Here is a 17,786-nt window from a genome sequence, read left to right as displayed (position 1 = left end):
ACGGTGTCCCTGGCTACTCCAAAGTGCTGCGCGCCCCAATCGAAGGTACCCCATGGTTCTACAGTCATGATGGCCATGCCTACCTCAGTAGCCAAACAGGGCGGAAGTCTAGCATTGCCATGTCTTCCCCCCAATGGCCTGTGTCGCATACCCGTTTGAGTGGGCCGTTGGCGCAAGTGGTGACAGCAGCGCAACTGAATGCCCGCCTTAGAGCGCCCCCACTCAGTAGCTGCGACACGGACACCATCGCGTTATCGCAAGGGGGAGGGCGGAAGGTTTGTTCGCTGGCGGCTTACGACGCATGCTAAGGGCTATCGCCCCCCCTAATTTTACGCGGACACCATCGCCCTAAAAAAAGCTGGAGCTCAAGGCGAATTGGTCGGACTGTTATGAATCTGCCTTTGCAGAGGCATACCCCCTGAAACGCCGATACCCTCCACCCCGAGCTGTTAGCATTGACAGCAATCGCAGCGAGCTTTTAATCCGACCATGGGCGCTCGGAGGCTCAAATAAGTTGATAGCCGGCTAGTCATGCAGCCCCAAGCAGGCGAGCAATCGTGGTGACTCTATAGCCGGCTGCATCAGCATCGCAATTGCCCAAATCTCTGACGCCCTACTCCTCCAATCGTCCCGAAATAGGTTTGGTGCCCGACTGACTGTTCAGCCAGGTTCCGTAGTCAACAGTGGTTCCTTCCAGTAGCCAACTGGTACGACCATTGTCTGCGCGCCCCAACACCACGGCAGAAGCTGCACTTGGACTTTTGAAGGCCACATCACGAGTGAATGCCCAAAGCTCATCACTTCCATTTGGCTGAATGGCCCCGTCTGCCTTCAACTGTGCATGCAGTTCTGCATAGTTGTGAGGTACGCCAACCCATTCGGAACGAGCCTTGGAACCAACCAAAACAACGAATGCCTCACCCATTTCGCGGGCATTGGCCATCAGACCGTATTTACCCTGCTTGAGCTCAAAAGCAGCATTAGCGTCAGCATCCACTTGAGCCGTCAGCAACTGGGCAGCCTGCTCAGCCTTATTGAGTCGATTCTTCAATCGCCAATGATTTTCCAACTGACTCATAAGGTCACTCTGTCGCCTCTCCATGACTGCAACGGTCCAGGAATCATGCTGAAGCACCTGCGTTGTCAACGCAAAGGAGCTGACACCGCCCTTGGTGAAATAGGCGTTCTTCTTTTTAATGAACTCATAGTTTCTAGCCGCACTATTCTTTCTTCGACTCAGCAGCGTCAGATTTCCCAAACGGTGTACCCAATACTGATGCTTATCCGGCTCCCTGACCCACTCCCGCCACAGACTAGCTGTAGCAGGCTGTTGAGGCATTACATGCTCAACACTGACGACGTCATGTTGGTAGCTCGCGCTACCATCCGATAACAGGGCATCCAGTCGCAACAGCAATACAGCCAGCGCTTTTGAGGAGTGGGTCTCATAGAGTGAACCATCGAGCGCCGCGTAGGTGCCCCCCTGCTCCAAGGGGGACAATTGAAGCGGTGATGAGACCGAGGTGAGGTCGTCGCCCTTTTCAACAGCGTCGGTCAGCTTGGAAAAGCGCTCAATACGTTCATTGACACCAATTTTCCGTGCCAGCATCGAATAGGTCAGCCGCTCCAAGTCTCTGAAGAATGCTAATAGCGCTTTCGGCTGGTTGTGATGGCGAATGTGAAATGCCAGGGCTGGCGGCACCCAATCTTTAAACTCCAAGCGGTTCAGCCAACGCAAGTGATTATTGATAGCTTCGGCTAGTTCGTAACTGGCATAATCCGCATCACAGATCACGACGTAGGCCTGCGCCATCGGCAACAAGACCTTGTCCATGAAAGCTTGTGGCTGTGCAGCCTCGGTAACGTGGGCACGGAATTCTTTGAGCAACGTTCCTTGTGGTTTTGCCTTGCGGTAGATCATACGTATATGGCTGAATAACTCGCCGAATCGGCTCCGCCCTAGCTCCTCTTCCTGGTCCTCCCAAGAGGAGGTGTAGTCATCGCGTACCTTCTCAGGCAAAGCACCGATGATTTCAGCCTTGAGAATGTCCGTGGCGCTCAAGTCCAGACCTCGACTGTTGAGCACACCGAAAATTCGGTAAGCCGAATCAAGGTCGGGGTGGACACAACTACAAGGAAGCAGCGGGTAACGACGAATTGTACCAGACGGATGAGTTCAGCCTGAGAGAGCTTAGCCAACTCTCTCACGAATAGAAGAGCATTGGCACGCAGACGCTTCTGCGCATCCGGCAGTGGTTTGTTGAACTCAGCTAGCTTAGCTAGTCCATTTTCATGCTGAACGTACTCCCGGAAGAAATTACGATCCCGCTCACGCAGCGAAAGTCGATAGCTTGCGTCGGTGGCAGAAACGACATCGCCTATTTCATAGATCCGCTTAGTGATCCCACCCCTAACTCCGGCGTCCTGCACTGTTGCCCGAATTGCAGACAGCAACAAGGTGAGTGTCGTTAGGCGTTGCTGACCGTCCACGACTGTCGAATCGGGTAGAGATTCCTTCTTGATGAGCACGATACTGCCGAGAAAATACGGCACAGACTCGCTCAAGGTGCCAGGAGCATCCCGCATAGCGCTGACGAGATCATCCAGGAGCTCCTGAGCCTGCTCATCCCCCCACGCATAAGGACGCTGGTAACCTGGGATCGAAAATGCGTAATCGTCGCTGAACACTTTGGAGAGTGCTTGTTCCTTCGCACTTAGGGTATGGCTCATGGCGTTCCTATCGGTTCTTAGCTTTCCTCGGCTGCGCGAAGGCCAGGCGTTCGCCGCCAAGATTTTTTGCTTCAGCGCAGTAAGTGAAGACTACCAAGTAGTCGCCTTCGGATCCAAAGGAACAACCAGCTGCTGGGGGGTTTTCTTCGAGATGTCCCCTGCTTTCTGAGATAGGAGCTTTCGGTTAGGTGGCGAGCAAGATTGGTGGTTGTACGCAGCAATTCGGCAAGCTCCTCCTTGTAAGCCACACCTCTATGCTTAGCAAACGTGGTATTCGTGCGGCTTAAGTCGGCATGATCAAATTAACGCAGTATTCCAATTGGTATTCCAGCAAAAAAGTAGAACCTGTATTTATTTATAAAAATCAATTCACTACGGAATGGATTCAACTTACCCCGGCTCACCAAATGATCAATCAAAGACGTCCACGCAAGTCCTTTTTTTGCCTACGATCCAGTAAATACGGGACTTCCAGCAGTTTCGCGGTCTTTTGAGGAGATATCTAATGCTTGGTATACCCTTCACATGCGGGAAAGCCGGAAGGAAGAATTACATCCAGCATTGCAATCCCACTTCCTAAAAGTGCCGGTAGGTCGACCGCAAAACCTACGAAACTTGGTTCTGTAAGTTTCATAGGTAGTCTCTCCCTGGTTGGGAGGAACAACCTGCACTCTTATAGAGGTACGTTTACACGAATTCGGTAGGCAAAAATATAAAATTGCCAGCGGCGATTACAGCCAAAAGCGAACATTACTAAAGCGCTTTGAGAGTCGTGCCTTAGCCGTTCAGTTTCGAACTATTGCGCTACTTGCGATAAAGCTTGAATGACATCCGCAGCCATCTTTTCAGCACTGTTCATCCCGTCAATCCGTAAGACCGGAGCGGTCTGCTCTGATAGCCATGCCTCGTGCCACGCTCGGTTGCGTCCTGAAAAGTTCGGGTCGTCGTACTGCGCAGCCCATTCCCGAAAGGCCACATGTGTCTCATGCATGTCACCACCCGGTGCTATCCGATCACCAAAGCGCTTCTTTTCACGTTCGGCCAGCCGTTCAAGGCGAACGGGCGTTGGTGTTACAACGAACACAATCAGATCGACATGGGTAATCAGCGCTTCTCCCCAGCCCATGCAAGAGCCGGTCAGCACCCAATCGTCGTCACCGAACTTTTGCTGGATCAATGACACGCGCTCACTGGGAGGTCGTTTGGTCGTAAAAGGAGGGTTCGTGGGCATCCAGAAATAATCATCGACATCGACCTGTCGTACACCAAGCAGAGTTGCGAGGTTTTGCCCCAGGGTAGTCACGCCCGCACACGAAGCGCCTGTAACGTAAATTCGCAATTTTTCCTCCATGAATACATGTCGATTTCGAAGCCGGCAAGATTTCCCATACTGGGTAGATCAGGGCCGCCGGCCCGTCGAAAGTAAGCTGGATTAACCCACAGATTAACGTTGCTGTTGCACTTCAGCGCCCGAGCAACGGCAGGCCCACCTTATCACCGCCTACAAGCTCACCGGTGAGCAAGTCGAAGGGCAATACCCACAAACGCAAATCTTCAGCGAAAATGAAGGGCTCCAAGGCACTGTCAAAGCGATCGTGCCTGGGGTAAATCAAGGCCATGTCGCCTTTACCCTCTAGGTACCGCTGGCCGTAAGCAAACATCTGGTAGAAGTCACTTTGCTTCAGGCCGTACTTATCGTCTAGGTCTGCACTGTCGAGCAGCTTCCATTTAGCATCCAGAATCCAGGTGCTGGTTGCATGGCTGAGCAAGAAATCCGGCCTGAGCTGAAACAGCGATTTTCCCTGGTGCGCGCAAAGCGAATGTCTGGAGGACTGAGCCGTCAATATGGCCGTTGAAGGTAGCACTCGGCGCAGCATCACTTCGACGTAGCGTTCATACAGCTTCTCCATAGGGAAGAGCAGACTGATACCGTGCCAGTCGCCACTCACGGCCAAGGGTACCTGCTCGCCTAAGATAAGTTCGCACCAAGGTTTGATCGGCTGGTAGTGCGCCATCAGCCGGTCTGTGCGCCAACGCTTGAAGTCCTGGTTGATACTGCGGCTGGGAGCCACTTCATGTAGTAGGTGCCGCAACTCATGGGCCAGCCGCCAATTGTCGGGATCTCGCGTGTGTTCGCACACCTGCTCCAACGCTCTACGCAACAAGCGGTTCTCCGGCCCATCAGGTTGAAATACATCGTAGCGAATATGGAACAGGTGTTCGCGCCCAGGCGGTTGGCGCATCTGCGCCACCACATTGAGTTGTCCACGCAGGAATTGCTGTTGCTCTTCAATGTTGTGATAGTCGAAGCGCATGCCGCGCTTAACAAGATGGTCCAGCGCTTGAAGGAAATGACGCATCAGCCACTCAGGGAGGGGCATGTTGAATAGTTCAAGGCTCGCCGAGCTTGCTTGTCGTACCGGCAAGTCCAATGAAGCCTGAATCATTTTCTGCAAAAGCGTCCGGCTTTCTTTCAGGCAGTCACTGCGCTGCCTGTGCTTGGGTAGGATCTCCAGCCTTGTGCCGCAAGGTGTTTCAACAACGCCGACGTAGTTGTCCAACTTCAACGACCTCTGGCCGTTGCGTTGAACCAGTGGCGCACCACCTTTCTTGAAGGAGGCGCTGAGCTCGCATAGCCAGTTGAAGGCACTGGCGGATACCTGAGCACGGTCCAACGAGGCCGTTACAGCCTCGGTGGTTAGCAGTGCGTGCTCACGAACGGTTACGTTCTTCACGGGGTAACCGTTTCCAGCTCGGACGCTGGCACCGCCGTTGGCTGCATAGCCGCGATCAGGCCCCGATACGCAGACGCTCGCGTGAACGCGTGCTGATTGATGCGCCACGGCATGTTATGGCTGGGAACGGGTACGTGGTCGCCGAACAACACCCCGAGGTCTGCCTTTGTCTGGAAAACGAAACGGTCGGCGGGGTCCGGTTTACGGTGATCATTGAGGACCCACTGAATACGCTGCCAGTCTTCAAAGAAATATTCCTGCAACAGCGGCAGTACCTGATTCCGAAAAATCATGGCCAGACGCTCCATAGTTCGCTCTTTTTCTAGAGGCATGAAGTAGGCGTGGCCCAGGCAATGGTCACGATCGAGGAGCACCTCGATCCGCTCGTTCATTGTAGAAAGCAGGTCTGCGATGTTGATTTCATTTACGGTTATTTCGCGCAGCAGTTCTGGTTGGGGAGGCATCTCCTTGAAGCTGAAGCGTCGCCGCAGGGCGATATCCAGTCCGGCCAACGAACGGTCAGCGGTGTTCATGGTACCGATCAGGTACACATTGGACGGCACGTTGAATTGAGCCTTGGAGTAAGGCAGCTGCACATGCAAAGCCTCTTCGGCACCGGCGCGCTTCGAGGGCTCCAGCAGGGTTATCAACTCACCAAAGATCCGGGAAATATTGCCACGGTTGATTTCATCGATGATCAGCACATGAGGTTGATGTGCTGTCGCCGCCTTTGCCGTCGAATGCGCTGCTTCTAATGCAACGCCCGCATCTTGAAGTGCCTGTTGCAACGCAGGCCATTTGATACGACTCAAGGGGTAAACCGTTTTCTGGGTCAGGCTGGTATCACCGTTGAGGGTGAGAATGTCGAAATTTATGTGCTTGGCTAGCCAGCGCACCGGTAATACGTGAACGAAGTCCTCACGCAGGTGAGCTTCCTGGTGCTCATCAAAGCGATACTCACCGGTGACCACACCAACGCCGCAGATTGACGTCTTGCTCCTGAGACATAGCAGTATGTCGCCCGGCAGGATTTCATTGCCGAACATATTCAAGGAGCTTTGTTCGTTGGTGCCCAGTTTGAGAGCGGGGTCGGCCAGGTTGGCGTTGCGGATATCTCCGACGTATTGCCAACCGATCCGCGCTTCACCGTGTTCAAAGCAGTAGTTGCGTGTCTCGCTAGGCCCCGCATCATCAATGGATATTTTCCATACCCGCGCATGTTCGCGAACACCCACCTTGTGTTCATAGGCTTTATCACGGACGGCATCTTCACACAGCTTGCGGAAGATGCCCGGCTCAACGTCATAACGGATGACACCGTCCGTTTGATCGTCGCCTTCTGACGGCAACGCGCGTATACCTTCCACGAAGTCTTCGTAGCTGAAGCTTTGGTGAAAGGTCACGAAGCGCACTCTGTCTTCATGAATGAGCTCATCGAAACGCGCCTTCAGTAGCGTTCGTTCACCTACTGCGCCCCGAAGGAAGTCCGGGTCGAGAATTTCCAGGGCTGCGTCGATGGTGGCGTGGGTTTTACCAGTACCCGGTGGGCCGAACAAAATCTGATTGAGGGGCACGGACATAGTTATATTGGGCTCTTCTATGGAAGGTAGTCGGGGCTCTGCAGCGGCGTCATCCAATTCGTAGGCTTCGCAGAAAGCGTCAAGGTCGCGAAGGGTTTTAAACGTAACTAAAAGCGCTTCAGCCCCTTGCGTAAGCAGGGGCGCACAGGTGCCCAGGCCGGAATGGCGAGTGCGTTCGCTCGGATAGTGCTCGGTGGAAGAAGTCGAGATTAGTTGCTGCCAGGGCCCTGGTGAAACAAAGGCAGAAAGTTCTTTCTTCTCTCGTACCAACGCTAACTGCCTGCCATTCCCAACGATAAAACCCGCCATTTTCTGAGTTGTTTTGATTGCTTCAAAACGATCAGGCTGACTGTTGAAAAAGCCCAACGCTTGTTCTGGCAAACTTTGCTCATGTAGCCAGCGCTGCGCCTCATCCCAGCAGCGATCACTGTAGGCAAACAAGTTTTCATCGCTGCGATTGGCGATCATCTGCCGATGCAGCCCGGCAATATTTTCCTTGTAGCTAGCCCTCTCACCCAGAGCAGCGCGCAGGTCTCTTGCGGCGAAGATGCCGAGGATCTGCGGGCGTTCACGGTCTTGGTAAAGGAAGGCGATTTTCCACTTGAATACCGGACCAAGGTCGGCGTTCTCTATGACATCAAGATCACCTTTGCGGGCGGCATTTGCGACGGCGACAATCAACCCCCGCACATGGGCAAAAGCCTCTTGCGCACTGTCGCCGTATTTGTTTAGCCAGGCATAGTCTGGGCTGAAGCTATGATGCGGGCTGTGCTTGTCCTCTTTGTCCAAGCGCGAGAACACACCGAACTTGAACGAAGACCCACCCCAAATCGAACCCAACGACTCGGTGTGCTTTTCCAGCCAACGGCAGAAATAGTCATCTGTGCCAGCCTGGCTGTATTGCTTCAGCGTCATGGTTGGCAAGGACTCGAGCGGCCAGCGCTCAAGGAATTCGGTCCAGATCGCTTCGCGCTCGGCAATGGGTTCATGCATTCAACCATTTCCTTTTGGTCAGAGTGAATTCATCAGAACTGAGGGTGTTGACGGAAGGTCAGCCATGGCACGGAGCATGCCATCGTTCAGCCAATGAGTGTCGATTTCCAGAGAAGCCAAGACCCGCAGGTGTTTTACGCAAGCAAAGGCCCCCTTACAACCTTGATCAATCGCCGCAACGCATCAAAACGCCGCCCATATGCCTCATCATTCCCATAGATAAGCTCAACATGCAGGCTATCGATCAATGCCAAATAAGCCTCAGCAAGCAACTCGACATTCTGCAACCCCATAGCCGGATAAGCCGCCTCAAGCGAGGCCTGAAAACGCTCACGAACACCCGCCAAATAACCCTCAAAACCCGACTTGACGCTCTGCTCGATCGCCGCCGGTGGGTAAAACGCTGCCCGCAGTAAAAAGCGCAACGCGCAACTTTCACTGTAGCGATGCTGCAGGTTGTCGATGTACCGCTCGCCTGGCGCCTGGCCGCTTTCTGGCGTGGAAAATTGCGTGTCTACATAGTCCTGCTCACTTTTCAAAGCGCAATTGAGCACGGCGGTATACAGGTCATCCTTGCTGGTGAAGTGCGCGTACAGCGAGGCTTTTTTGATTCCGGCGCTGACCGCGATGTCGTTCAGCGAGGCTGCGTCGTAGCCTCGATCAGCGAAGTGTTGCAGGGCAAGTTGTACGATTCGTTCAGCTGCTGGTGTCAGGGGTGTCGTGGTCATCAATGGCTCTTGTCAGTGGCCGGCAAGGCTGAATGTGGCGTTTCTGCCTTTGGGTAGGCTTATCCAGGTCAGCAGGCACACGAGCAGTGCGCTGAGTACCAGGAGGCTCGTCCAGGCGAGGGGGCCGTAGCTTAGAACGACTGCCGATAGCGGTGTGGCACTCGATGAGATGGACAGTTGAATGGCGCCCAACAAGGCGGCGGTGGAGCCCAGCGCGCGTTCCTGGGAGGACATTACCAGTGACATCAGTGTCGATTCGGCGATGCCCAGGCCAAACAGTGCCAAGGCCATGCCTGCCGCAATGCCGGGTAAGCCGACGTTGGTGGCGGTTGCCAGCAAGGTGATGAGGGCGCCGCTCGCCATGCAGCCTACACCCAGTAATGTCAGCCGGTTCATGCCTAGGGTGGTGATGAGTCTGCCGGCGAGCATGGCGCCAAACAAGATGGCAAAGCCTGTCACGCCAAACAGGATGCCAAACGACTGCGCGCTCAGCCCGTAGGTTTCTTGATACACCAGCGTTGCGCCGCCGATGTAGGCGAACAGGAAGAAGAACACTGCGGCCACCGCAAGGGCAGGCAACAGGAAGTGGCGATCCTTGGCGATCTTCACGTAGATGCGACACGCCGAAGCCAGTCGCAGCGGCTCACGCTTCTCCGTTGCCAGTGTTTCCGGGAGGTTCAGCCAGCTGTTCAGCAGTACCGCTACGCCCAGGATCGCAAGGGTGAGCATTACGGCGCGCCAGCCAAACCAGGTATCGATCACGCCTCCCAAAGCCGGGGCCAGAATCGGTGCCACGCCCTCTATGGTCATCAGCAGCGCAAACAGTTTAGTCGCTGTCGCCCCCTGGCTAACATCTCGAACCATGCTCATGATCACCACCAATGTCAGCGCAGAGCCCAGGCCTTGTACAAAGCGAAAGCCAATCAAGGTGTTGAGTGTCGGTGCCCAGGCCGAACCCAGCGAGCACAGGATGAACAGCGCAAGGCCAATCAGCAGGGGGCGTCTGCGCCCGTAGGCATCCACGAACGGTCCAAACAACAGCTGTCCTGCGCCCATGGCCAGGAGGAAAAACGTCAGGGTGAGCTGAGCGCCCGCAAAGCTTGCGTGGTAGTCACGGGCAATTTCCGGAAGGCTTGAAAGGTACATGTCGACAGCCGAAGGGCCCAAGGCGCCCACTACTCCCAAGCCAATCGCCAACTTCAGTGGCACCTGCTCCGATTGCACGGTGTTCATCATTTCAATCCGTTAATTTAAATGCTACCTACCGGTCGGTAGGTTTACGCATCATAGTTGCGCTCACTTCAGCGGTCAATGAACGTCGAGGCCCAACAGCCAACCACGAATTGGACCTACCCCTCCCCCCACGGGCGCCCGACCATAGTCTTGCGAGGCATTACTCCTGAACCCAACTTGGCCCCCGAGCGTGCAAAATGAAGTTCAGTTTTATCGACAACAACAAGCCAAGCCGTCGACGTGTACTGCGCGACGCCATCACCCTGGCGTTGGCGGCCTCGCCGTTGGCGAATCTGGTTAACGCGGCCGGCAAAGCCGGATCACCCGCCTCCAATGCCGAAGAAGTGACCTTCGCCGCCGGCCCGCGGCCGCTGGTGCAGTACCCGCAGAAACGACCGTTGACCTTGGTGACCACGCGTCCGCCGCATCTGGAAACCCCGTTCGCGGTGTTCAACGAAGGACCAATCACGCCCAATGATGCGTTTTTCGTGCGTTATCACCTGGCTAACTTCCCCACCAGCATTGATCCAGACACCTACCGCCTTACGATCAAGGGCTCGGTGCAAACGCCGCTGTCGCTCTCTCTCGCTGAGCTCAAAGCACTCGCCGAGCCGGTGGAGGTGGTGGCCGTCAATCAGTGCTCGGGGAACAGCCGTGGTTTCTCGATGCCACGGGTGTTCGGCGCGCAGTTGGGTAATGGTTCAATGGGGAATGCCCGTTGGCTGGGGGTTCCACTCAAGGCGGTGCTGGAGAAGGCTGGGGTCAAGGCCGACGCCAGGCAAGTGACCTTTCGCGGGCTGGATAAACCCGTGCTGGCGAGCACCCCGGAGTTCATCAAGGCCCTGGACATCGGTCATGCCCTCGGCGGTGAGCCGATGATCGCCTGGTCAATGAACGGCACCGACCTGCCCTTCCTCAACGGTTACCCGATCCGTCTGGTGGTGCCCGGCTATTTCGGCACCTACTGGGTCAAGCACCTGAGTGAGATCGAAGTGGTCGATAAGACTTACGACGGCTTCTTCATGGCCAAAGGTTACCGCGTGCCAGACAACGACTGTTTGTGCGTCGCCCCCGGTACCACGGCAGCGCAAACCAAGCCGATTTCGAAGATGCCGGTGCGCAGCTTCATTACCAGCGTAAAGCAAGGCGATGTGCTGCCGCGCAACACACCTGTGGTGCTCCAAGGCATAGCCTTTGATGGCGGCGACGGGATCAACAAGGTGCAGCTCTCTGTCGACGGTGGCAAAAGCTGGCGTGAAGCACAGCTTGGCCAGGACCTGGGCCGTTTTTCCTTTCGTGAATGGACGCTGCCCGTCACCTTCACCCACAAGGGCGCCACGCAGTTGATGGTGCGCGCCACTAACCGGGCAGGCGAGGTGCAGCCGCTGCGAGCCGACTGGAACCCCGGCGGCTACCGCCGCCACGTAGTGGAAACCAGCCACGTCACTGTCGCCTGAAGGAGCTTGCATGAAACGTCTGATCACTTTGCTGTGCACGGCGCAGGTTTGCGTGGCTGCTATCGCCAACGCGGCGCCGCTGTCGATCAGCTTGCCGCCGGAAACTGCTGCGCTCAAGCCCAGTACCCTGCCCGGTTATCAGTTGGCCCAGCAAAAATGCTCGACCTGCCACTCCGCCGATTACATCAACTTCCAGCCTCCTGGAATGACCTTGGCGCAGTGGACGGCAGAAGCCAGCAAGATGCAGCACGTCTACGGCGCACCCATCAGCGATCAGGATGTGAGCATTATCGGTGCCTACCTGGCGGTGACCTACGGCAGTGCCCAGGCAAGCGATGCCGAGGTGCAGGCTGCCAGTTCGCCGAAGGTCCAGGCGCCTGTTGCGAACGTCGACGCCACAGCGCTGCTGCAGAACAATGCGTGCCTGTCCTGCCACGCACTCGATCACAAGGTGGTAGGCCCGGCGTATCACCAAGTCGCCACCAAGTATGCAAACGATCCGCAGGCGATGACCAAGGTAGCCGCCAGCATTCAGCAGGGAGGTTCCGGGAAATGGGGGCAAACGCCCATGCCGCCTTACGCGCAGTTGAGCGCGGAAAACCTGCAGACCCTCGCCGCGTTCATACTGGCTCAGTAAGCCCTGCCGAGGTCAGTGTTTAGGCCGATGTCTGCGCCAAAAGCCCCGGTAGCGAACCCCAGATCAAGCTGATGCCTGCCAGCGCCATCAGCACAAAGACTATCCAGCGCACCGTCCGCGGCGACAACTTCGGCGGATAGCGCCGCACCAGCCAACTGACCAGCAGCACCAAGGGCAATGCTTCGGCGCTCAACAGCAGCGTGGACAGGTGCATCTGTCCCTGGGCGACCACCAGGCCCAGGCGCGCCGCCGCATTGGCGGCGAACACGGTGACCAGGGTATTGCGGATAATTTCGTAACCCAGGGGCTGGCGATACAGGTGGAAAACAATCGGCGGCCCGCCACTGGAAAACAAACCATTGAGCAGGCCACATAGCCCTCCGGCCAGCCAGAACGAAGGCTGTCGCGACAGTCGTGCTTTCGGCTTGTTTTGCACTACCAGCATGAAGCTGGCCGCGACGATCAGTACGCCGAGCAGAACCCGCAGCCAGGTTATCTGGCTGCCGCTCAACGCACCCAGCCCCCATATCCCCAGGCTCACGCCGAGCAGGCTGCTGATCAGTACCGGCATCAGCACCGCACGGTCCAGCTGCGGCTTCGGCCCGCCCAACGTGGCCATGGCATTGCCCAAGGTGAGGATGCTGATCACCACCGCTACCTCAGTCAGCGGCACCATGTGCAACGAGGCAATCAACCCCATCAGAATCAGGCCAAAGGCGAAACCGGTGAGGCTCTGGGCAACCGTTGCCAGGGCCACACAACACAAAAAAATCAGATGCACTTGCAGGCTCATACCGCCTCCATTGCTGGTTAAGCCAGACTGCCGCCGCACAGTTTCTGTGGCGGCGGCAGTCGGCAGATCAGGCGGGGGTGATGAGCATCACCCATGGTGCAGGCTCATGCCAGCCATTTGACCGCAATCAGAATCAAGGCCGCGAGAAACAGTGTTTCACTGACCAGTAGGGTCGCTGGACGCCAACCGACTTCCAGCAAAGCCTTCAATGAAGTTTTCATCCCCAGCGCGGCGATGGCGGTCACCAGGCACCAGCGCGACACATCGCCGGCAAAGGCCTGGATCTGCGCCGAGGCGATGCCGCTGCTGTTGATCGCCACGAACATGACAAAGAAGATGATGAACAAAGGCAACGGCAAGGCCGGGCGCGGGCCGCCATCACCGCGCTTGCGCAACAGCAGCGACAGGCTGAACACGATCGGTACCAACATGGCTACGCGCAACAGCTTGACCACGGTTGCGGTGTCGCCGGTTTCCTCCGACATGCTGTAGCCGGCGCCCACTACCTGGGCCACGTCATGAATAGTTGCGCCAAGAAATATCCCGGCCTGATGGGCGTCCAGACCAATCCATTGAGCAAACGGTGGGTAGGCAATCATGGCGATGGTGCTCAGTGCGGTCACACTGATCACCGTGAAAATAATATTGCGCTCGCTGTGCTTGTCCTGCGGCAGCACCGCAGAAATGGCCAAGGCCGCCGACGCGCCGCAGATGCCGACACTGCCACCGCTGAGAATACCGAAATCACGCGACTGGCCAAGCAGTCGTGACAAGAGGATGCCGAAACTGATGGTCAGGAAAACGGCACCAATCACCACCGCCATCAACGTACCGCCCAGCGAAAGGATTTGCTCCACGGTAATGCGCATGCCCAGCAGCGCCACGCCGCAGCGCAGGATGGTGCTGGAGGTGAAGCGAATACCGGCGACCGCCCGCCCCTCCTCGGAAAGAAAGCCCAATGCCATGCCCAGCAGCAGGGCCATCAACATCACCGGCGCACCGTAATGTTCAGAAAGGAACGTGGCGCTGGCGGCAACGACAACCGAGGCAAGGATACCCGGCAACAACAGGCTTAATTTCTGCTGCCGACGTGCCAGCCACGACATCGAGGGCTGGGCCGTGTCGAGCGACTGGTTGGGCATAGGCGGGATTGTGTGATGCTGTTTTATTTTCATTGTGTCAGCTACACCCTGTGGTTATGAAATCACTGGGTTTGATGCTAGAGAAATCAACTTCTTCTCATTAGGACCACGTCGACACCGTCTTAGGGGCCAGTCGGCCGCTGCGCGCAAAGCCCCGCGTTGCCTGGCTTTGCGCTGCCCATGGGCGCAGTTACCACGACTGCCATGCCTGATGCAGGCACGGTCAGTGGGTCCCCGGGGAGATCTTTATAAAAGGCGTCAGATTGAAGCCTGCGACGCATTGAAGGGACGACAACTCACTCGGATAACTGCTGCAGGCGCTGGCGTGTTTCAGCGCTGTATTGCACAGCGGCCACGGGAACCCGATCGTCAATGGCACGGCGAATCTGCTCGACGTCGGCCTCGCTGAATGCACCGCACAACTCGATCAATTGCACGTGCCGGGTCAACAATTCCTGGGCCACCAGCACCGCTTCCTCGATGCTGGCAACACCACACACGGTTGCCGCAAAGGCATCGGACTCCAGCCGCCCGTTATGGGTAAGGAACTGCATGCCGGGTGCCTTGAAGATAAAGCCATAACGTTGCACAGCCATCATCGTTCTCCTGGTGTAATGAAGTTGCTTAGCTGGCAGCCTGCAGTTGGTTGCGCAACTGACGACGGTAGTCGATAAAAATGGACGCCAGCGCGCAGGATGCCAAGCGCGCCTCCAATGGGTCGGCTCGCGAGGTGAGAATGATCGGCACCCGCGCCCCTAGCACCAAGCCGGCGGCCGTGGCGCTCATGAAGTAAACCATTTGCTTGAACAGAAAGTTGCCGGCTTCCAGGTTCGGTACCAACAAGATATCGGCATTACCCGCGACCTCACCGCCGATACCTTTGATTCGCGCAGCTTCCAGCGATACCGCATTGTCGAAGGCCAGAGGACCTTCAACGCAGGCATCGCCCAGGGCACCGATCGTCGCCAGTTTGGCTAGCTCCGCGGCATCCTTGCTGGACGGCATGCTAGCCACCACTTCTTCGGTACCCGACAACACCGCCATGCGCGGCTTTTCATAGCCCAGAGCATGCATCAACTCGATGGCATTACGCGCGATGTGAATTTTGTCGACGATCGTTGGTTGCACGTTGATCACCGCATCGGTGATCGACAAAGCCTTGTCGCTGCCCGGCAATGTCATATGAAACACATGACTGAGACGGCTGGCCGAACGCAGCCCCACCTCGCGTTTGAGCACTGCACGCAGCAATACATCGGTGTGCAGATGCCCCTTCATCAGTGCCTGCGCAGTGCCCGATCCCGCCAGCATGCAGGCGGCTTCGGCGCACTGCACCTCGTCGCTGACATGCTGTATGCGCAGGTCGTGTAGGTCCCAGTCCAGTACATCGGCCAGGGCCCGAATGCGCCCTTGATCTCCGACCAGCACGGGCTCGATAAGGCCTTCATCGCACGCCCGCTTGGCACCGCTGAGGCTGAGCAGGTTGACGGGATTGACCACCGCTGTGACCACGCGCGGCAGCGCCTTGGCGCGGTCAAGCAGGAATGCCGGGCATTCCGGAGGAATAGTGCTCAACATGCTTGGATTCCTGATTGTTCACAGTCGAAGCTGCAACAGCGCCCGAAGGCGCCGCGGCAGTGTTTCAGGTGTCCGGCATCAACCGGTCACTTTGGCGACTTAGACGTAGTCTTTATACTTCTCGAGGAAACGCACCGGCTTGGACAGCGCATCGCGGCGGAACGGATCGCCCAGTTCACGTGTGCACATGATCTCGATCACCGTGGTCTTGCCAGCCTTCTGTGCCTCGCAGGCGGCCTGCAGCGCCGGGCCGACGTCTTCAAGACGGTCGACGGTGACGCCTTCGGCGCCCATCGAGCGCGCAATGCCAGCAAAGCTCTGGTTTTCCAGCTCGCCCGCAACGAAGCGACGGTTGTAGAAGTCCACCTGGTTCTTCTTCTCCGCGCCCCACTGACGGTTGTGGAAGACGATCGAGGTAACCGGAATGTTCTCGCGAACGCAGGTCATGATTTCCATCATCGACATGCCCCAGGCACCGTCACCAGCGTAGGAGATAGCGGTGCGATGCGGTGCTGCAACCTTGGCGCCGATGATGGTCGGCAGTGCATAACCGCAATTACCAAAGCTCATGGCGGCGAAGAATGAACGTGGCTTCTCGAAACGCAGGTAGCTGTTGGAGACCGAGTTGATATTGCCAATGTCCGTGGACACCATGGCATCGGCCGGCATGGCTTTTTCCAGCTCGCGCAGCACTTGGCGCGGGTGCAGGTAGTTGCCTTCCTCACCGCTTTGCTCTTTGATCATGTCCAGCGAGAACTCGTCCTTCTCGTGGATCCAGGCGCTCAGTTCAGTTTCCCAGTCATATTTTTCCTTGGCGATTTCCTCGGCGCGCGCCCCTTTGTTTTCCAGGCACAGCACGTCGAGGCTCTCCAGGCGACCGAGCAGGTTGACTGCTGCAGCCTTGGCGTCGCCGCAGATACCGACGTTGATTTTTTTCACCAGGCCGAGCATTTTCGAGTCGCAGTCGATCTGAATGACTTTCGCCTGCTTTGGCCAGTAATCCAGGCCGTGCTGCGGCAAGGTACCGAATGGGCCCAGGCGGGTCCCCAGGGCCAGGACCACGTCGGCGCGCGACAACAGTTTCATTGCTGCCTTGGAGCCCTGGTAGCCCAACGGGCCGCACCACAGCTGGTGACTGGCCGGGAAGGAGTCATTGTGCAGGTAGCTGTTGACCACCGGCGCGCCGAGGTATTCGGCGAGCGCTTGGCAGGCTTCGACTGCATCGCCCATGACCACGCCACCACCGGAAATGATCACCGGGAATTTTGCCGATGCCAGCAGTTGGGCGGCTTCGGCCAGGCTTTGCTCGCCACCGGCGCTACGCTCGATACGAATCGGCGTAGGGATTTCAACGTTGATATCGCCGTAGAAGAAATCACGTGGAATGTTCAGTTGGGTCGGACCGTTTTCCTGCATCGCCCGATCGAAACAGCGACCGGTCAGTTCAGCCATGCGCGCAGGGTTGGGCACATGGGCCTGGTACTTGGTGATGGTCTCGAAGAACGGCAGTTGCTGGGCTTCCTGGAAGCCGCCCAGGCCCTGGCTCATGGAGCCGGTTTCTGGGGTAATGACGACTACCGGGCTGTGCGCCCAGTAGGCGGCAGCGATGGCGGTAACAAAGTTGGTGATCCCTGGACCGTTCTGCGCAATGCACACACCGTGACGCCCACTGACCCGCGAGAAGCCGTCAGCCATGTGCCCGGCACCTTGTTCGTGGACCACCGGGATAAAACGGATACCGGCGGGTGCGAAGATGTCCATCGCATCCATGAAGGCCGAACCCATGATGCCAAAGATATCGGTGACGCCATTGGCAACCAGTGTTTCTACCATTGCTTCGCTAGGGGTCATGCGTGGCATATCGATCTTCCTCTCGTTACTTAAGGTACGGCGGCTGCGCCGCCAATGACTCGGGGCTCAGCCTTTCAGCGCGACGGCTGCATAGGAATTGGTTTCAGGACAGGTGCGCTGTGCAGCCGGAATGCTCGGGCCGATGGCCAGGTACGAGGGGGCGGCGCGTAGTGCGTGGGGCTTGATGGGGTTAGCTCCGTTAAGCATGCCGATCTCTCCGATTGTTGTTGTGATGGAGTTTTGGGGCAGGTCGAGCGAGCCGCCTGTGCTGTGCGTTCAGGCGAGGACTGGCTGGCTTGGGGCTAGAGTAGGAGTCGGAAGGAAGCGGC

The 17,786-nt window shown here is 57.0% G+C and carries 15 protein-coding genes; 2 read left to right on the top strand and 13 right to left on the bottom strand.

The window, feature by feature from the left end; translation table 11 throughout:
- Positions 1-613 precede the first annotated feature (613 nt).
- From D3Z90_RS03395 to D3Z90_RS03365, 7 genes are all read right to left on the bottom strand, one after another.
- Positions 614-2,062, bottom strand: a complete 1,449-nt coding sequence (locus D3Z90_RS03395; protein WP_218571417.1) for a DUF4357 domain-containing protein — start codon at positions 2,060-2,062, stop codon at positions 614-616.
- Positions 2,059-2,730, bottom strand: a complete 672-nt coding sequence (locus tag D3Z90_RS26910; RefSeq protein ID WP_218571416.1) for a DUF262 domain-containing protein — start codon at positions 2,728-2,730, stop codon at positions 2,059-2,061. Before D3Z90_RS26910 ends, D3Z90_RS03395 begins: the two co-directional genes overlap by 4 nt.
- Before the next feature lie 796 nt (positions 2,731-3,526).
- Positions 3,527-4,069 (bottom strand): adenylate kinase, encoded by a 543-nt coding sequence (locus tag D3Z90_RS03390; RefSeq protein ID WP_136478867.1) that lies wholly within the window; start codon positions 4,067-4,069, stop codon positions 3,527-3,529.
- Between the two features lie 124 nt (positions 4,070-4,193).
- On the bottom strand, positions 4,194-5,465 hold the full coding sequence (locus tag D3Z90_RS03385; protein WP_136474408.1) for an McrC family protein: 1,272 nt from the start codon (positions 5,463-5,465) through the stop codon (positions 4,194-4,196).
- Positions 5,462-8,038 carry an AAA family ATPase gene (locus D3Z90_RS26990; RefSeq protein ID WP_256658319.1) on the bottom strand — a complete coding sequence of 859 codons (2,577 nt, stop codon included), beginning with the start codon at positions 8,036-8,038 and terminating at the stop codon, positions 5,462-5,464. The genes D3Z90_RS03385 and D3Z90_RS26990 overlap by 4 nt, the downstream gene beginning before the upstream one ends.
- A 134-nt stretch (positions 8,039-8,172) precedes the next feature.
- Positions 8,173-8,766, bottom strand: a complete 594-nt coding sequence (locus tag D3Z90_RS03370) for a TetR/AcrR family transcriptional regulator (protein ID WP_136474407.1) — start codon at positions 8,764-8,766, stop codon at positions 8,173-8,175.
- Positions 8,767-8,778: 12 nt separating this feature from the next.
- On the bottom strand, positions 8,779-9,999 hold the full coding sequence (locus D3Z90_RS03365; protein ID WP_136474406.1) for a multidrug effflux MFS transporter: 1,221 nt from the start codon (positions 9,997-9,999) through the stop codon (positions 8,779-8,781).
- Positions 10,000-10,196: 197 nt separating this feature from the next.
- On the opposite strand from D3Z90_RS03365, the gene D3Z90_RS03360 reads away from it, so the two are divergent.
- Positions 10,197-11,456: a molybdopterin-dependent oxidoreductase gene (locus tag D3Z90_RS03360; protein ID WP_136474405.1), complete on the top strand. Its 1,260-nt coding sequence runs from the start codon at positions 10,197-10,199 to the stop codon at positions 11,454-11,456.
- A gap of 10 nt (positions 11,457-11,466) precedes the next feature.
- Complete coding sequence (locus D3Z90_RS03355) at positions 11,467-12,093, top strand: c-type cytochrome (RefSeq protein ID WP_136474404.1); 627 nt, start codon at positions 11,467-11,469, stop codon at positions 12,091-12,093.
- A gap of 19 nt (positions 12,094-12,112) precedes the next feature.
- On the opposite strand, the gene D3Z90_RS03350 is transcribed toward D3Z90_RS03355, so the two are convergent.
- The 6 genes from D3Z90_RS03350 to D3Z90_RS26720 all read right to left on the bottom strand — a co-directional run bounded on the left by D3Z90_RS03350 (position 12,113) and on the right by D3Z90_RS26720 (position 17,664).
- Positions 12,113-12,886 carry a sulfite exporter TauE/SafE family protein gene (locus tag D3Z90_RS03350; RefSeq protein WP_136474403.1) on the bottom strand — a complete coding sequence of 258 codons (774 nt, stop codon included), beginning with the start codon at positions 12,884-12,886 and terminating at the stop codon, positions 12,113-12,115.
- A 104-nt stretch (positions 12,887-12,990) separates the two neighbouring features.
- Entirely contained in the window at positions 12,991-14,028 is a 1,038-nt protein-coding gene (locus D3Z90_RS03345; protein ID WP_136474402.1) for a putative sulfate exporter family transporter, read from the bottom strand.
- 296 nt (positions 14,029-14,324) lie between these two features.
- The gene (locus D3Z90_RS03340) at positions 14,325-14,627 is read right to left on the bottom strand and encodes a DUF6506 family protein (protein WP_256658318.1); all 303 of its coding nucleotides are present in this window, start codon (positions 14,625-14,627) and stop codon (positions 14,325-14,327) included.
- Positions 14,628-14,652: 25 nt separating this feature from the next.
- Positions 14,653-15,606: a bifunctional enoyl-CoA hydratase/phosphate acetyltransferase gene (locus D3Z90_RS03335; RefSeq protein ID WP_136474400.1), complete on the bottom strand. Its 954-nt coding sequence runs from the start codon at positions 15,604-15,606 to the stop codon at positions 14,653-14,655.
- Positions 15,607-15,705: 99 nt separating this feature from the next.
- The gene (xsc, locus tag D3Z90_RS03330) at positions 15,706-17,466 is read right to left on the bottom strand and encodes a sulfoacetaldehyde acetyltransferase (RefSeq protein ID WP_051270569.1); all 1,761 of its coding nucleotides are present in this window, start codon (positions 17,464-17,466) and stop codon (positions 15,706-15,708) included.
- Positions 17,467-17,523: 57 nt separating this feature from the next.
- The gene (locus D3Z90_RS26720) at positions 17,524-17,664 is read right to left on the bottom strand and encodes a hypothetical protein (protein WP_168198426.1); all 141 of its coding nucleotides are present in this window, start codon (positions 17,662-17,664) and stop codon (positions 17,524-17,526) included.
- Between the last annotated feature and the right edge of the window lie 122 nt (positions 17,665-17,786).

The sequence above is a fragment of the Pseudomonas sp. DG56-2 genome (assembly GCF_004803755.1).
Classification (GTDB): Bacteria; Pseudomonadota; Gammaproteobacteria; order Pseudomonadales; family Pseudomonadaceae; genus Aquipseudomonas; species Aquipseudomonas auratipiscis.
The sequence above is the reverse complement of the archived record's forward strand: the minus strand, read 5'-3'. Positions and strand labels throughout refer to the sequence as shown.

Coding starts and splice junctions, on each gene's coding strand:
- D3Z90_RS26910 (WP_218571416.1), bottom strand. CDS start 2,730: ATGAGCCATACCCTAAGTGCGAAGGAACAAGCACTCTCCAAAGTGTTC.
- D3Z90_RS26990 (WP_256658319.1), bottom strand. CDS start 8,038: ATGCATGAACCCATTGCCGAGCGCGAAGCGATCTGGACCGAATTCCTT.
- D3Z90_RS03370 (WP_136474407.1), bottom strand. CDS start 8,766: ATGACCACGACACCCCTGACACCAGCAGCTGAACGAATCGTACAACTT.
- D3Z90_RS03365 (WP_136474406.1), bottom strand. CDS start 9,999: ATGAACACCGTGCAATCGGAGCAGGTGCCACTGAAGTTGGCGATTGGC.
- D3Z90_RS03360 (WP_136474405.1), top strand. CDS start 10,197: ATGAAGTTCAGTTTTATCGACAACAACAAGCCAAGCCGTCGACGTGTA.
- D3Z90_RS03355 (WP_136474404.1), top strand. CDS start 11,467: ATGAAACGTCTGATCACTTTGCTGTGCACGGCGCAGGTTTGCGTGGCT.
- D3Z90_RS03350 (WP_136474403.1), bottom strand. CDS start 12,886: ATGAGCCTGCAAGTGCATCTGATTTTTTTGTGTTGTGTGGCCCTGGCA.
- D3Z90_RS03345 (WP_136474402.1), bottom strand. CDS start 14,028: ATGCCCAACCAGTCGCTCGACACGGCCCAGCCCTCGATGTCGTGGCTG.
- D3Z90_RS03340 (WP_256658318.1), bottom strand. CDS start 14,627: ATGATGGCTGTGCAACGTTATGGCTTTATCTTCAAGGCACCCGGCATG.
- D3Z90_RS03335 (WP_136474400.1), bottom strand. CDS start 15,606: ATGTTGAGCACTATTCCTCCGGAATGCCCGGCATTCCTGCTTGACCGC.
- xsc (WP_051270569.1), bottom strand. CDS start 17,466: ATGCCACGCATGACCCCTAGCGAAGCAATGGTAGAAACACTGGTTGCC.
- D3Z90_RS26720 (WP_168198426.1), bottom strand. CDS start 17,664: ATGCTTAACGGAGCTAACCCCATCAAGCCCCACGCACTACGCGCCGCC.